General features: G+C 34.8%; 16 protein-coding genes. 6 read left to right on the top strand and 10 right to left on the bottom strand.

Annotated elements, in window-relative coordinates; genetic code table 11:
• Positions 1-185: 185 nt before the first annotated feature.
• Positions 186-698 (bottom strand): DIP1984 family protein, encoded by a 513-nt coding sequence (locus ACFX4R_RS21010; RefSeq protein ID WP_016766374.1) that lies wholly within the window; start codon positions 696-698, stop codon positions 186-188.
• 41 nt (positions 699-739) lie between these two features.
• Positions 740-1,534 (bottom strand): hypothetical protein, encoded by a 795-nt coding sequence (locus ACFX4R_RS21005; RefSeq protein WP_280559411.1) that lies wholly within the window; start codon positions 1,532-1,534, stop codon positions 740-742.
• 212 nt (positions 1,535-1,746) lie between these two features.
• Between ACFX4R_RS21005 and ACFX4R_RS21000 the strand changes: the two genes are divergently transcribed.
• The gene (locus ACFX4R_RS21000; RefSeq protein ID WP_102813306.1) at positions 1,747-2,244 is read left to right on the top strand and encodes a DinB family protein; all 498 of its coding nucleotides are present in this window, start codon (positions 1,747-1,749) and stop codon (positions 2,242-2,244) included.
• Between the two features lie 390 nt (positions 2,245-2,634).
• Here the strand turns inward: ACFX4R_RS21000 and ACFX4R_RS20995 are convergent, their stop codons facing one another.
• A complete protein-coding gene (locus tag ACFX4R_RS20995) occupies positions 2,635-2,841 on the bottom strand; it encodes a DUF1272 domain-containing protein (RefSeq protein WP_080781682.1) in 207 nt (68 codons plus the stop codon).
• A gap of 144 nt (positions 2,842-2,985) precedes the next feature.
• Between ACFX4R_RS20995 and ACFX4R_RS20990 the strand changes: the two genes are divergently transcribed.
• Positions 2,986-3,408 (top strand): Lrp/AsnC family transcriptional regulator, encoded by a 423-nt coding sequence (locus ACFX4R_RS20990; RefSeq protein WP_377570241.1) that lies wholly within the window; start codon positions 2,986-2,988, stop codon positions 3,406-3,408.
• A 266-nt stretch (positions 3,409-3,674) separates the two neighbouring features.
• A complete protein-coding gene (locus ACFX4R_RS20985) occupies positions 3,675-3,887 on the top strand; it encodes a hypothetical protein (protein ID WP_016766369.1) in 213 nt (70 codons plus the stop codon).
• A gap of 305 nt (positions 3,888-4,192) precedes the next feature.
• On the opposite strand, the gene ACFX4R_RS20980 is transcribed toward ACFX4R_RS20985, so the two are convergent.
• From ACFX4R_RS20980 to ACFX4R_RS20955, 6 genes are all read right to left on the bottom strand, one after another.
• A complete protein-coding gene (locus ACFX4R_RS20980) occupies positions 4,193-4,954 on the bottom strand; it encodes a PAS domain S-box protein (RefSeq protein WP_043980783.1) in 762 nt (253 codons plus the stop codon).
• A 728-nt stretch (positions 4,955-5,682) separates the two neighbouring features.
• Entirely contained in the window at positions 5,683-6,009 is a 327-nt protein-coding gene (locus ACFX4R_RS20975; RefSeq protein ID WP_043980779.1) for a YflT domain-containing protein, read from the bottom strand.
• 259 nt (positions 6,010-6,268) lie between these two features.
• On the bottom strand, positions 6,269-6,559 hold the full coding sequence (locus tag ACFX4R_RS20970) for a spore coat protein (RefSeq protein WP_013056394.1): 291 nt from the start codon (positions 6,557-6,559) through the stop codon (positions 6,269-6,271).
• A gap of 17 nt (positions 6,560-6,576) precedes the next feature.
• On the bottom strand, positions 6,577-6,774 hold the full coding sequence (locus ACFX4R_RS20965) for a hypothetical protein (protein WP_016766364.1): 198 nt from the start codon (positions 6,772-6,774) through the stop codon (positions 6,577-6,579).
• Positions 6,775-7,472: 698 nt separating this feature from the next.
• Positions 7,473-8,246, bottom strand: a complete 774-nt coding sequence (locus ACFX4R_RS20960; RefSeq protein WP_043980775.1) for a TerC family protein — start codon at positions 8,244-8,246, stop codon at positions 7,473-7,475.
• A 330-nt stretch (positions 8,247-8,576) separates the two neighbouring features.
• Positions 8,577-9,197 carry a TetR/AcrR family transcriptional regulator gene (locus tag ACFX4R_RS20955; RefSeq protein WP_043980773.1) on the bottom strand — a complete coding sequence of 207 codons (621 nt, stop codon included), beginning with the start codon at positions 9,195-9,197 and terminating at the stop codon, positions 8,577-8,579.
• Between the two features lie 135 nt (positions 9,198-9,332).
• Here ACFX4R_RS20955 and ACFX4R_RS20950 point away from each other — a divergent pair, with 135 nt between their 5' ends.
• Complete coding sequence (locus ACFX4R_RS20950) at positions 9,333-11,555, top strand: MMPL family transporter (RefSeq protein WP_043980771.1); 2,223 nt, start codon at positions 9,333-9,335, stop codon at positions 11,553-11,555.
• Between the two features lie 263 nt (positions 11,556-11,818).
• The gene (locus ACFX4R_RS20945; protein ID WP_377570238.1) at positions 11,819-12,040 is read left to right on the top strand and encodes a hypothetical protein; all 222 of its coding nucleotides are present in this window, start codon (positions 11,819-11,821) and stop codon (positions 12,038-12,040) included.
• A gap of 92 nt (positions 12,041-12,132) precedes the next feature.
• Here ACFX4R_RS20945 and ACFX4R_RS20940 read toward each other — a convergent pair whose 3' ends face one another.
• Complete coding sequence (locus ACFX4R_RS20940) at positions 12,133-13,629, bottom strand: class I adenylate-forming enzyme family protein (protein WP_377570236.1); 1,497 nt, start codon at positions 13,627-13,629, stop codon at positions 12,133-12,135.
• A gap of 433 nt (positions 13,630-14,062) precedes the next feature.
• Here ACFX4R_RS20940 and cax point away from each other — a divergent pair, with 433 nt between their 5' ends.
• Positions 14,063-15,106: a calcium/proton exchanger gene (gene cax, locus ACFX4R_RS20935; RefSeq protein WP_043980765.1), complete on the top strand. Its 1,044-nt coding sequence runs from the start codon at positions 14,063-14,065 to the stop codon at positions 15,104-15,106.
• Positions 15,107-15,434 lie beyond the last annotated feature (328 nt).

Here is a 15,434-nt window from a genome sequence, read left to right as displayed (position 1 = left end):
GAAGGAGTTAAAAACAAGGAGGTATTGGTCATCGACCGTCCATTGCTATAGTTGGTTATTGGTAAATAGTAACAGTGTAATGGGTCATTGGATTATTGGTTTTATCACTTGCCATCACAATAGTACTTTGAGTACACTAAACATTCTCCTTCTATGCCTTGAAGGGAGTCTCACCTCTTCAAGGGTTAAAAATATTTATCTCCATCAAACTCTAACTCTATTTGATAGTTTTTAGCGTTAATTAAATTTGATAATCTATTTGCTTTCTTTTCAACCTCTAGCCCTCTTAGACGATATTCTTCAGGATCAAATGTAGCCACTTTAATAATGGATACCCCTTCTCCGTAGTAAGGATATTCTTCTTTAGATGATGAACCAAACTCCTTATATTTTCTTGCTTTAGCACGTAATTGAGTGGCATATTCAATCGCTTCTACAATTGTTAGTTTGTGTTCATTATAAGTAATATTATTTTGAATATTGGCTTGATACATTAATTTATCAAGTAGACGCAAATCCTTTCGAATGTCCTCTAAATCCTGTTCAACATCAGATAGTGATCGAGCCTGAGGAGGAATCTTCTCCCCTTTTTCGATCTCTACAAATGCAACTCGGTCCATCTCTTCTTCTAATTCATGTATTCGTTTTGATAATACACTTTTCAATTTCACAGCCTCTGCTAGAGAAATCTTAGACATAGATCAAAGCTCCTTTATTCATAAACTTAATTTTTACTATTTTATTGTTCTAATACCTTTTCATAATAAGGAGGTGTTGTGCCACTTCCGCCATCCCCTGAGACACTGCTGCGATCTACTTTATAAGACATTACATAGCGTCCTTTTTGTTTACCTTTAGTCCAGTTTTCTTCAAACGTCACTAGATAAAACTCTTTATTTAATTTTTTAGCACGAGTTTTTCTTTCGATTTGATACCCTCCAAAAGTTCCTTTCCATGTTCCAACTTTAGCAGGAAATAAATCAATATCTGTTCCTTCACCACTTGTCGCAAACTCTATGGCATCTTCTTTCGTAAATGGCGGAAGGCTAGGTGATAGCGCTTCTAATATACTCCAACTGAGAAGTAAAAGAATAAGAGGTATAATTAGCAATACTTTTGTACTTTTTTCCCTGTCAATTCTTCTTTCTACCCACCAATCTATACATGCATATAACATAGCGGCTGCCATCCCGTAATAAGCCAAATATGTATCTTGAAAAAACAAACCGTTAATTAAGCCTAATATGCCGTGGAAGAAGACAAATAGCCACCTCATGTTGGGAAGCCATTTCTTTCGAATAGCGTCCAGTATAACTGAGACAAAATTTCCGTATACAGCAATAACGGCCCCTACATAAAAAAGATATACAAGGAACCATCCTGCCATGTCATTTCCAGTATGATACGATAGTTCTTCTCCGTCAGTTAGTTGTTGAATCAGACCTGTTATTGTCAAAAGGTAAGCTAAAATAAAGCTTGTAGAAAGAGTTGTTATCGTCTTTCTCAAAATCACATAATCTTTTTCACTTTCCATAAAGGGTACCTTTTTCTACTTATTTCTATATATTTTATATTAAACCATATTTCTTCATATAAAGGTGACTTACAAACAAAAAATTGTGATTGATACTAATTTTTAGTGGCTTTGTTATAGTAAGTCGTTAATCACAGAAGTACATATATTAAACTGATTTGTGTTAGACTGTTACAAGCTTAATACTTTGAAAAAGAAAGGCTGAAAAAAACATGACACAAACGAATACAGCATTTCGTGATGCGCTTATCAAATCACTGCGAGGTGAAAGAGGCCATCTTCCGACGATTAACGCAATAACTGATATTAATATAGAGCTTGCTTCACATAAACAAGAGGAATTACCTTATTCTATTTATCAATTAGTGAAGCATATGAGCTATTGGCAAGACTTTTTACTTGCCCTTGCTAAAGGAGAAAACCCTGAAAGACCGAAAAGTGTAAGTGAAAGCTGGCCTGAACACCCTGCTCCGGTTGATGAGGAAGAATGGAAAAAGACAATCCAGCATTTTTGTAATGGAATTGACGAAGCATGTCACTTAGCTGATACATTAGCAATCGAAGAACCTCTGGATGCTTGGCCAAGTGAAACCCCAGGGGGATTACTGCGTAATATTGCTTCTCACAACAGCTATCATCTAGGTGAAATTGTCATTATGAGAAGGTTAAACGGAGCATGGCCACCGCCAACAGGAGGCTTTCCTGCTTAATAAAAACCGATTGAGCCCCAATGATTGGCAGAAACAAAGCCCTAACAATCGTCAATTAGACACTTTTAGGGCTTTATTTTAGTTATGTGCTATTACCTTTTGTTTTATCTATAAATCAATTGATTACTGAATTCGATTTTCAGTACTCCAAAAATATTTGTCTTCGTGCAATTAGTTACCTATAAGAATAATGTGTCGGACGAAACAAGTCTTCTTCTGCATTTCTGACAATTGAAAAGTGTCCAACATTGCAATGACCATGTAGACTTTCACCACAATGATGCTTTATAATTTGTTCCGTACTTAAACCTGTTGCGGTTCGCTGTTGAATGCCCCCCCATTGACCATAGCTGCTTTGACTGCACTATTTATAGAATGTTGTGTCTAAATTTACGATAAGCTCAGTGAGCAACTTAACGAATGTTCTTTGCCCCTTGGTCTTTTAACTAGTTCTCCTCCACAGTTAGGACAAATATACATCTCGCTTTCACTACATTTATCACAAAATGTACATTCATGTGTACAGATATAAGCAACAGAGCTATTATGGAGTTTCTTATTGCACTTTTCGCATGTATTTCTCATTTCTAAAGCCATTAAATCCCTCCTTTTGATATAATCAAATTGTATTCTATAAATTTCTATTTTTACATATGTTTCTTATTGTATTACTAAGTAATAACTTTAATATTGACGGAAAACCTATTATTTTAATTTATAATTTAAAGCGGGGTATGTTTTATGGATGAAATTGATAAAAATATATTACTACATCTACAAGAGAATGCTCGTTTGTCCGTTACACAGTTGGGAAAGTTGGTTGGTTTATCTACCCCTGCTGTTAATGAAAGAGTAAAAAAACTTGAAGAAAAAAATATAATAGATGGATATAGAGCAATAATCAATCCTGAAAATTTTAACAAACCTGTAACTGCTTTTATTTTATACAGCAATACAAACTGCAGACAATTTGTAGAATATTGCAAAAAACACCCTGAAGTTATCGAATGTCATCGTCTGGCAGGTCAATACAACTACTTAGTAAAAGTTTTAACTAATTCCGTTCAATCTCTTGAAACATTCATTGATGAATCTATGGCTTTTGGGCAGCCATCTACATTGATTAAACTTTCCTCACCAGTTGTTTATAAAGCAATAAAGTAGGTTAATAATCTACTCTTTTTTATTACTGAATCTATTCAAGGTAATTCTATTATAAGAAGAACATGTTCTGCTAGCTGGTCACCTTTTTAACTGACCAGCTAGCAGAATTAGAAGTGCATAGAATTTACAATTGCAGTTACCATCCTGTCTGTTTTCGGCAGGTATTTTTCTATACGTTCATATGTTACAATAGAGAAAGAACATAAATTAAAATTATATGGTCTCTTTGTACCCCTGGTTTCCTTATAATGGAAAGAGGTACTTTTATGAATATACTTGAAATAAAAAAAACGCTTTATACTCTTATTCAATATGAGGATAGTGCTATTACTCATACCATTCCTCAAGTACTGGAACTGTCGTATTGTAAAACATCTAAGATTTTTCAAATCACTACACTTACGGATCAAAAAACCTTAAATTATAACGATTATGATATAGATAACGCTTCTGAAGCTTTATACAAGATCTTAAACTGAAGAAAGCGATTCAATGATTCTTCTATCTTTTATTTAACAAACGTGCGATTGCACAATATGTTATTTTAAACAAAAGAAACTCCTGATATATGTTCAGGAGTTTCTTTTGTTTTTCTAATGTATACAAGATACAAATCTAATTTTAAAAAACCATCTAAAAATATTTAAAACAGCACGAAATCGTAAAGACGATGCCACTATTTCTTTAATCAGAAACTTCCTCTGACAGTAGTACCATCTAAAGATTCATATCATATGTATCTTTAAAAACGTACAAGTTACTTTAGTTATTTTCATTTTAAAGATTATTTACTAGAAGTAATTCCTAAAAAATGAAGTGCGTTTTTTACAGTAGCCATTGTCCGGGTAGAATCTAAATTAATACCTAGCTGAACAGCAGAGCGAGATAATTCGGGCCTTAATCCTGTTAAGATACATTGCACTCCAAGTAGTGACATAACGCTATTAATTTTAAAAAGATGCTCCGTTACAATTGAATTCAATGTATAAATACCGGAAAAATCTATAATTAAACAATTTATATTTTGTGTCTGCACTTTTACTGGAACAGCCATTAAAAGTTGGTTTGCTCTTTCCTCATCTATGGATCCTACTAAGGGAAGTACAGCGATTCCCTCTAAAAGAGGAACGAGGGTTGTAGACAGTTCATTTATTTGCTTTATTATTTCTTTTTGTCTTGTTTCACTCTCTTTTTTTACCGTAATATCTCTCACATAGGTTTGGATTACTTTTTTATCTCCCAGCAGCAAGGGATGACAATATAATTCAACATTAACAGTTGTCCCGTCCAATCTAAATATGGTTTCCTCAATAAGCTCTGCTGGACGTTCATAAGCAGATTGGATTCTTTTCCTTATTGCTGCTTTAGATGTTTCTTGAAATATATCTAAAGGACTGGCACCTATGATATCTTCCCTTTTGCCTCTAAAAAAATGTTCAGCTGCGTGGTTAACATATATAATCTTATGATTTGAATGAATAATGAGTGGATCTAACGCATATTCAATGACTTCCTGATAATCAATACCCGAAATGTTTTCATTCATAATTTTCACTCCTTAATATGAAGGTTAGACTACTATTTCAAATTTATCAAGGGTTCAATTGCTTGTTTAAGATCTTAAAAAATGATAATAAAGTTTCTTTTGAAGTTATAAATAAGAAATAGTAAGAAAATAGAAGATTAAAAGGTCGTCTGTCCTTTACAGAACAAAAATAAAAACAGCCCTTAGAAATGAATTCAAGGGCCCTCTCTGCATTTATTTAAATCATACTTTCTCAGGAGTTAAATCATGGTGTAAGGCTGTATCAGGAACTGTAGGATTAGGATGATTTTTTTTTCATTTCAAACGAGAATTCTTTTTGATGACGAAATATATTAATTCTTCTTTTAGATCATTTACAGAGTTTTATCTTTTCCTCTTTTGCCCTTTACCCTATTCTCATTTGAATGAATCGTTTGATCTCTATTTCTTTTTCTTCTACTAAGAAAATAGATAACAAAACCTACTAAAACTAATAAAGTAATTAGAAGGATACTTGTAGGAAAGTATAACGTCCCTATGTGGATACCAAAAAATTGAATCATTACCCTTTCACCTCCATATGAGAGTAGTAAACGACTCAAGTAATATACTTTTCGTTCAGTATCTTTCCGATTTATAAAACATTCGTACAGAAAAATAAATATTATATATAAAGCAACATGCTAGTATGATTTACTAATACTTCTCGATCACTTAGTTTCCTCAAAAGCTATTGCAAAGGAGAACCATTACACATCTTTTTTTGCAATAATGATTATACGTTCTTGTTTCATTTCACCGACACACTGTTTAGCTTCTTCTTGGGTTAAACCTAACGAGGCCATTTTAGAATGAAGTTCATCTTCACGAGAAAATAACTTATTAACTGCAGATTCAAAAACTCCTTGTTCAGAAGCTCGATATTCTTTTGTATTTGTTGTATTTGTTAAATATTCCGAGCGCTCTTTATTATAGGTCAATAAATAAATTTCGTTTTTACGAAACCCGTTAGCAAAAAACTCTTCAATAAACTTATTTGCCTGACCACTATTTTCTGCTACTTTAATTTCCTTCACTATTTTCTCCTCCTCTATCCCTATAGAATATGTCGTTCTACTAATAGGTGTATCCTTCAGCAGCCAATTAAAACCAATTTATTCGGATATGGGATAAAAGACTATAAAATATCATCTAAATATTGTATAAAATGGGGTAAACTATCTACTTCTAAGAGAATAAAATATAGACTTCTTTTCCTTTGTAGAAATATCAAAAGAGAACTTTTTATGTAACCTTAAAAAAATTCCCCCTCTATTGTCAGAGGGAGAATTTTAGTTAACCTTTCGCTAAATCTAACGCTTTATCTGCCTTTTTTAAATCGTGATTTACTTGTTCTTCTACATCATAGGCGTGATACATTTCATTATCAATCATATATTGAGCAATCTTTTCATGAAGCTCGATGGCTTTATCTAATTGCTTTTTTAATACCTTTCGAACTTCGGGCGTCGCCGTTTCTGTAAGCGCTACCGCATATGTTCGTACACCATTCTTAGCTGATAATAATAAATCAGTCGCAATAGCAAGATCATCTAACGTTTTAGTAAGAGTACTCTTAGTGGCCATTTTTCTACCCCTCCTATTTATTGAGCTTTCTTTAAGATTTTTTTCAATTCTTTAATCGCTTCAGTAGATGTTTGAACATCTTCTTCAAGAATCTTTTTTAATTCCTCATCCTCTACCAATTCCAACATCGCTGTTCCTTTTGTTACACATGATGTTTTAAGCGTTAAGATTTCATGAACTTCTAGCGTTTCGTGCATAGCTAGTCCCTTTGCCATGTTTGCATCCTCCTTGTCATTTTTTTGACTTGTGAATTATATTCCCAAATCATTTCCATTTAAACAAGTATTCGTTATTTTTTAAAAATTCCAGAAAAAGAAACAGGAATACTAAAACTAACAAAAATAATCACCTGTTTTTGCAATTGACCTTCCATTGTATTGCAGAATAAATCCCTTTAGGTGTAATATATAACCCTTAAATGAACCTTAAATTGTAAGTCTTTCTTTCTAGAACTTTTTAATCGTTTAAAATCGGGTACTATATTTTGTGAAAAGGTGTGATTTTATTAATTTTTTACATATTACCATCAAGGCTGTTGTTCTCTCTTTCGTTGGTGTTATATTCAGGGTAATTTACGGTCAAATAATTGGAGAAAAAGATGTTCAAATAGAAAGTCTTATCGGTCTTTTTATTGTTTTTTTTATTGGGAGTTTCTTAATTTCCTGCTTTACTGATTATCAAAAGGCACAAAAATCATAAATAAAATAACCACGTTCATTTGCGCAGCCATTTCAATTAAAAAGTGCGTTAACCCAGCTTGGATTAACGCACTTGATGGTTACACTTGAATCAACATAACTCACTTTTCTATAAAATCTAAACATGCTTTTAAATATTAAAGCGAGGATCCGTTTGGAAGGAAAGAGTACGGTTAATTGATGAATTCAGGGTGATTATCACACTCGATTACCTTCTAGGCCGATGATTTTTCTGATGATTTATTGCCCGGTGCAAACCAACCTAATAGAGCAATACCAACTAATACTCCATAGAAAATTAGAGTCCAGATGGTGCTATGAGGAAAATGGGGATCTAAGACACCAATATCTTTATGTGCAAAAGTAATAACAGCAAGTTTCACCCCTACCCAGGCAACAATGGCGTATGCTGTCGTTTCTAGGGCAGGTCGCTTTTCAAGGAGTTTTACAAACCAGGTCGCTGCAAACTTGATTAAAATAAGACCTGCAATCCCTCCAAGAACTACAACTGCAAACTGCCCTCCGTCCATACCACCGATTTCTCCAAACTGTGAATCCGGAAGTCCAAGTGCTATAGCAACCGCAGCTAAAATAGAATCAATGGCAAAAGCTAGGTCGGCTAACGCAATTTTGCCCACCGTCGGCCAGAACCCTTTGCCAGCAGACTCCTTTTCATCATCATTATGAATATTCTCATTGTCTTTCCCAAACCGTGCCTTAATGACATGCTTTAAACCTAAATACAGAAGATAAGCTGCTCCTATCGCCTGTATCCACCAAACGTTGGCGATAAATGAAATGGCAAAAAGAGCTCCAAATCGAAAAATAAACGCCATAAGAATTCCGTAATTAATCGCTCTTTTCTTCTGATCCTCGGGTAAATGTTTAGCTATAACTGCTAGTACAAGAGCATTATCAGCTGATAATAATCCTTCTAACCCGATTAGAATCAATAATGCCCATACATATTCGAGCCAAATAGATTCCATCCGCTTCTCCCCTTTCCAAAATATAAGCTGTTATGCTAAAGGTTTTGTTTACAATAGAATAACCATATATGCTGCAGTAAACTCTAAAAGATAAAATTTTCATTTTTTTAACACTAATCAACAATTGAACATCTCTTAAGATAAACATAAATACAAATTCCAGTATGTCAGTAAATAGTTTATGTCAACATACTTACATAGGTTAGAAAGTCACCCTATTATTGTTATGCCCTTCCCCTTTTCTCAAGAAGTACCTGTGAACAATAAAAAAACCGGCTGTAACATATTAACTAATATATTACAGCCGGTTTTTATAGTGGAATAAGAAAATTAATTAGGACTAATCCCTACCCAAAAAAGATCTACTAGAGCCTGAGCCGTTTTTTCAGGGCCTCCTAATTCTGCAATTAATTCTTTCTTGTTCCGAATCATTGTTACCGTGGAAAATGTATGCGCAAGCAATCTGGGACTTGCTACGACGATTTCTCCGCTGTTTGCAGCTTGCTTGAATACGTTCTCTAATGCCTCATGTATCGCTTTCTCTGCTTCACGAATTTCATGAATATGACCTTCTGTAAGCGAAGAAGTCGCTTCTTGCAATAATGTTTCAAAATCAATATGCGGTCTTTTTAAATGATCCAAGGTTACCTCATATAATCTGTGTTTCAGTCCTTTGGAGTTTTGTAATAATTTCTCTGTCTGTTTTGTGATACGTTGGAACATACTTGATACCGAAACGGTAAACAAAGTTGCCTTATTTTTAAAATAGTAGTAAACGCTGGCCTTGGTCACATCGCTTGCTTCAGCCACTTGCTCCATTGAAACTTTTTCGTATCCATATGCCATAAAGAGATGGGCAGCTGTTTTTAAAATTTGCTCTCTTGTTATATTATTTTCAGTTGTTATTTTAGGTCTGCCAGGCTTTTTTTTTGGTGTCTGGTTCGTATTCATAAGGGCCCTCCTTCTAGTTCAAGAAATTGGCACATTTAAACTAGTTGATTAATTAACCTTCTGGTATATATAATTATTGAAGGTTCTATATATATTGTAATAGAAACAAACAGATTTGGAAATGAGGGAGAATTAATGAAAGAATCACCTTTAGCAACATTCAGTCGATTGATGACTGGAAAAGTGAGTCGTTGGGTTGTTATTGCCGTATGGATTTTGGCAACTGCAGTTCTAACAATTGCTTGGCCTGCCGTTAATAAAACGGAAGTGAACAATGCACCAAACTTAAGTGAGAATTCACCTTCCGTAGAGGCTGAAAATCTTATAAAGAAAGAATTCCCTAACTCTTCAGGGGTTCCTGCCTTACTTACATGGCATAAAGAATCCGGTTTGAATACCGATGACTTAAAATCTATTCAGCAAGTGGCGGCAGATTTAGAAAAGAAACCATTAGAAAAACAAACGTCTACTCCGCCTTTGCACAAATTACCGTTAGCAGCTTTACAAAAAATGATTTCAAAGGACGGTACAACGCTTGTACAGCCCATTTTCTTTAAAGAAAACGTTGAAACAGATGTACTAGAAAAAAATCTAGACACGATTAAAAAACAAGTAAAAGAACAGGTTTCATATGATTCTTTTGCTACAGATATCGATGCAAAAGATAAGCTAAGCACGCGCGTTACCGGACCTGTAGGAATTCAAGTAGATGCAACCAGCTTATTTGAAGGAGCAGACGTTTCCTTACTAATCGCGACAGTTTTATTAGTCTTAATTTTACTTCTTGTCATTTATCGTTCCCCAATTTTAGCGATTATTCCTTTAATCGGTGTGGGTTTTGCCTATGGGGTTCTGAGTCCGATTCTCGGTATTTTGGCAGATAAAGAATGGATTACGGTTGACTCGCAGTCCATATCCATTATGACGGTCTTGTTATTTGGAGCAGGAACAGACTATTGTTTATTTTTAATTTCTCATTATCGTGATGAGCTTCGTAAAGTAAAAGATAAGAGACAAGCCCTTATCAATGCCTTTAAAGGTGCTTCAGGTGCTATAGCTATGAGTGGATTTACAGTTGTCATCTCTCTTCTGGCCTTGATTGTAGCAAAATACGGTGCTTACCACCGTTTTGCAATCCCTTTTAGCTTATCTATTCTAATTATGGGATTAGCAAGTTTAACACTTATTCCCGCCCTGCTTTCGGTTATGGGAAGAGGTTCTTTTTATCCTTTCGTCCCTCGTACTCCTGAAATGGAAGAAGAATTGGCGAAAAAGAAAGGAAAACCGGTGCGTGACCGAAAAGCGAAAAACCGTTTCGGGAATTGGATTGGTAATGTGGTTACGACGAAACCATGGACAATCATTGTAGCTTGTCTAGTCTTTTTTGGAGCTTTATCCATTTACTCTAGTCAAATCAAGTACACATATGATTTATTGTCTTCTTTCCCTGAAGATATGCCTTCTCGTGAAGGATTTACGATTATTTCTGATGCTTACTCTCCTGGTGAACTAGCACCAGCACAAGTAGTCATTGATACGGAAGGAAAATCGGTTGACCTTGAAAAAGCATTAAAGAAAAATGACCTTATTAGTACTGTTTCTGCACCTCAAAGTGGTACAAATAATGAGGATCTAAAAGTATATGACGTTACGTTTAATGTGAATCCATATAGTATAGAAGCAATGAAAGCTATTCCAGACTTGAGAGATGCAGCTGAAAAGGCGCTGTCACAGTCCGGAGTTTCTGCAGTCAAATCCAAAGTATGGATCGGCGGTCAAACAGCAACACAGTATGACACAATGACCACGAGTGATAAAGACGACAGTATCATTGTCCCATTAATTATTATTTTTATATCGCTCTTGCTATTAGCTTACTTGCGTTCCATTGTAGCCATGCTTTACTTGGTTGGAACGGTTATCTTATCCTACAGTGCAGCCTTAGGATTAGGCTGGCTCATTATTCACAATATCATGGGGGCAGATGCTATCCAAGGAGCGATCCCTTTATACGCATTTGTATTTTTAGTGGCGCTTGGTGAGGATTATAATATCTTTATGATCTCAAGCATCTGGCAGAAAAAGAAGCATATGCCATTAAAGCAAGCAATTAAAGAAGGCGTAAGCGAAACAAGCGGTGTTATTACATCAGCTGGAATCATCTTAGCTGCTACCTTCGCGGTTCTAGCAACACTGCCTATTCAAGTTCTGGTTCAGTTTGGAATTATCACGGCTTTAGGTGTTCTGTTAGATACATTTATTGTGCGGCCGTTCCTTGTACCTGCGATTACTACGGTTTTAGGAAGATTTGCTTTTTGGCCAGGTAAAGTTGAAATGGTACCAGAAAAAGAGCATTAAATATTAAAACCAAGAAAAAAGCAAAGAGAATATTCTCTTTGCTTTTTCAGCAAACCCAGGTCATAACATAGGGTGATACTTCTTACTATTATTAGTGAGAAATACAAAGGTAAGAAGAACAATTCCTCAGCAGAAACATGTGGCTTTCTACACTTCTTTTAATACCAAGTTCATTTAAATTGTTACCTTTACTTGCAATTCATAAAAGCAGCTATTCAGGATAAAGTATTACTTCAGACACGTATACTACTGGAGGTCGTAATTTGTTAATCAGTGAGATTGTTCAACAACTAAATAATGGTGCTACTTATGAAGATATTGCTTCTTCCATTAAAATTAGTGAAGATATATTGAGAAATGATTTAAAAAACTTCGGATTTCACTATGATAATAAAGAAAAAAAGGTGTTATTTACAGGCTATGAATCTGAATATGAGAATACCCTTCGTATTTGTTACACTGATATCAAGAAGCTTTCCACTTAACATTTTTGCGTTAAAATAATGAAGCTTTTGTTATGTAGGATCTCCCCCATCTTAAAAGCGTGGACTGCATTCAGTTCACGCTTTAACTATCTTCATTTCAGTTCTCTTTTTAATACTTTACCGAGCTGATTTTTAGGAAGTTGATCAATAAAATAAACTTCGGGAATTTTGTAGCTTGCTAGACGATCTCTACAATATTTTAAGATATCTTCTTTTGTTAAAGAAGAATGAGGATCTTTTACCACATACGCTCTAGGTTTTTCTCCATAAACTGGGTCTTCTACTCCTACTACAGCAGCTTCTATAACCGTATCTATTTGCTCAATTATTTCTTCTACCTGATCAGGATAGATATTATCACCGCCATATACGATAACATCTTTAAAGCGTCCCATAATATATAAAAAGCCGTCTTGATCTACCTTTCCAGCGTCCCCCATATAGAACCAGCCATCTCTAAGGACTTTGTCAGTCGCCTCTTGATTATGCCAATAGCCTTTAAAACAATAGGGGCTTTTTATGATAATTTCTCCAACTTCTCCTGTTTTCACTTCTTGTCCTGACTCGGGATCAATAATTTTCACTTCTACACCAGAAAGAGGCTTACCTGCTGATTCAATTTTTTCATTTCCCATATTTGGTGTCCATACACTGACTGTCCATGCTTCTGTACTTCCATAACCTTGTATCATGCTGATGTCTAATTTTTCATATTCCTTAATAAGATAAGCAGGAACTTTTGCCCCTCCAGCAATAGCAACCTTTAGTGAAGATTTCTTTGCCCCTTCATTTTTCACCGCTTCGAGCATTTGCATGTACATAGAGGGAAACGCTAACATCATAGTGATCTTATGAGTTTCAATCGTTTCCCAAATGATTTCCGGTGTAGGATCTGACAACAAAAATAATCCCATCCCGTTGGAAACAGATTTCAAAATATTATTAATAGAACTCATATGATAAAAAGGATGCGAGGCAAGAAAACGACCATCCTTTTCATAATCGATTCGTTGACTAGATGGTTGTATATAAGAATACACATGACCATGCTCAATCATACAGCCTTTTGCGTTGCCAGTTGTTCCGGAAGTAAAAAGAAGCATAGCTATGTCATCTTGAGAGACCTGTATATTGGGATTTAGTATAGAATACGCAGAAAAAATTTCATTATATTCTTCAACTGTCTGCACACTATTTTTTCTTCCTACTTGTAAAGTAATCACGTCATTTAATATTTCAGAATCAAAAGGAATAACCTCATGAAATTTTTGGTCGTAGAAAATAATTTTAGGTTGCGCACTATCTAAAATATCGATAATTTCATACTTCGTAAGCTGCCAGCTAATAGGAACCGCTACGGCTCCGATTCTTAATGCGGCTAGCAGAATCGTAGGAAACGGATGATTGTTTTGACAGAGAATTGCAATTCGATCCCCTTTTTTAATGTTATGGCTTAACAGGTAATGAGCGAGTTGATTGACACGTTCATTATATTCTTTAAATATATGGTAAGATGTACTCCAAATTAAAGCCTCCTTTTCAGCAGATTGTGTAGCCCTTTGCTCTAATAGTTCTCCAAGTGTATACATAATAGCTCTCTCCTTTAATGATAATGACCAGTTTGAATCATATTTAAATGGTGCTTCATTCTAATTATTTTTAAATCTATAAACTACATTACCCATAATTAACGTTAACGCAAACGTTAATTATGGGCGTTTGAAAAATCCATATCTTTTTAGCATGTAAAAGATACATATTGGTTATTCAGAGCAGACTATTCAATATACTTTGAAGCTTATCTTGAGGAGTTCATAGCGCCTTATCTTGTACGATTCTTTTCTTTTTTAACTTTACACCAGCTATTATTAAGTATGTTCTCTTTCTATGCGTCGAGTTGATTGCTAGTTGCACTCTCCATGTGAATAACAAAAGTCTTAAGAGTTATATTAATAAAAACGCTAAGATAATATAGAGCTTCTCTTCTTGCTATAGGATCTATAAATGACCATGGAGGAAAATATGAATAAAGTCTTTTTCATTTTTATGATTATTGGTGTACCTCTTTCAATTATTGGCAGCATTTTTAATTGGAATTATATTTTAATGTTCTTTATTTATTGTGTGACATTAATTAGTTTGGCTAATTACATCAGACGTTCTACTGAAAGCCTTAGCGTTGTAGTAGGTCCAACAGCAGGGGGATTACTTAATGCTACGTTTGGCAACGCTGCAGAAATTATTATTTCGTTTTTTGCATTAAGCAAAGGACTAAATACAATCGTCATTTCCTCTATTACTGGAGCAGTTCTCGTTAATCTACTTTTTGCGAGCGGAATATCAATGATTGTTGGAGGAATTCGATTTAAAAAGCAAAAATTTAGTGTGTTTAAAACACGACATAATACCTCTCTCTTAATGTTTGCTATTATCGTAACTTTTGTATTGCCATTTATCTTTGCAAAACGCTTGGATGATAAAGATATGCAGGTTCTATCAACTTCTTTTGCTATTGTGATGCTGACCATTTACCTGCTTGCTCTTCTTTTTAAACTTGTCACGCATAAGGGGATTTTTACTGGAAACGCAGAAGAAAATGGAGAGGAACCAGAATGGGGAAAAAAGAAAGCAATCGTTGTGCTTGGACTGGCCACAATTGTACTAGCTTATATTAGTGAAAAACTTGTTGGCACCATTGAGCCAGTAGGTGCTGCCTTAGGCTGGAGTCACGTTTTTATTGGAATTATTGTTGTGGCCATAGTTGGAAGTGCTGCAGAGTACGTGTCAGCAATTGCAATGGCCTATAATAACAGAATGGACGTAATGGTGGAGATTTCCATTGGTTCAACCGTCCAAACGGCCATGTTTGTTGCTCCTATACTCGTTCTGTTTTCATACTTGTATGATTTCTTGCCTCTTGTATTTAATACAGCGGAAATGATTGCGATGATCCTTGCCGCTCTCATGACGGTGACCGTTGTGAACGACGGTGATTCCAACTGGTTCGAAGGTGTTTTACTTGTTGGTACCTACATTGCGATAGGCTTTAGTTTTTACCTTTTATAGAATCACTCTCGCAACAAAGCAGAAATTTTTAAACATAATCAAAGTCTTTCTACACCAATGATGCATAAACGAGCCCTTCATAAACAAGAGCTCGTTTTTCAAGTATGTTTTATCTATATATAAGTATTTAAAATATACTAAACTCTTCTATTTATTAAATTGTTTTTAACTTTTTCGTCCAAGATCCTTCCGTATTAATATTCTTTTACCTAGAAAATTCTCTATCTTTTCCTCTTCCCTTCCGTTTGCGGCTTTATTTTTATTTATAAAGTCTCCGCTACTTTTCGTTTTACACTTCTCTTGACCTGCTAATCACGAGCAAACAAAA

Origin of the sequence: Priestia sp. YIM B13490 (assembly GCF_042787735.1) — a bacterium.
Classification (GTDB): domain Bacteria; phylum Bacillota; class Bacilli; order Bacillales; family Bacillaceae_H; genus Priestia; species Priestia megaterium.
The sequence above is the reverse complement of the archived record's forward strand: the minus strand, read 5'-3'. Positions and strand labels throughout refer to the sequence as shown.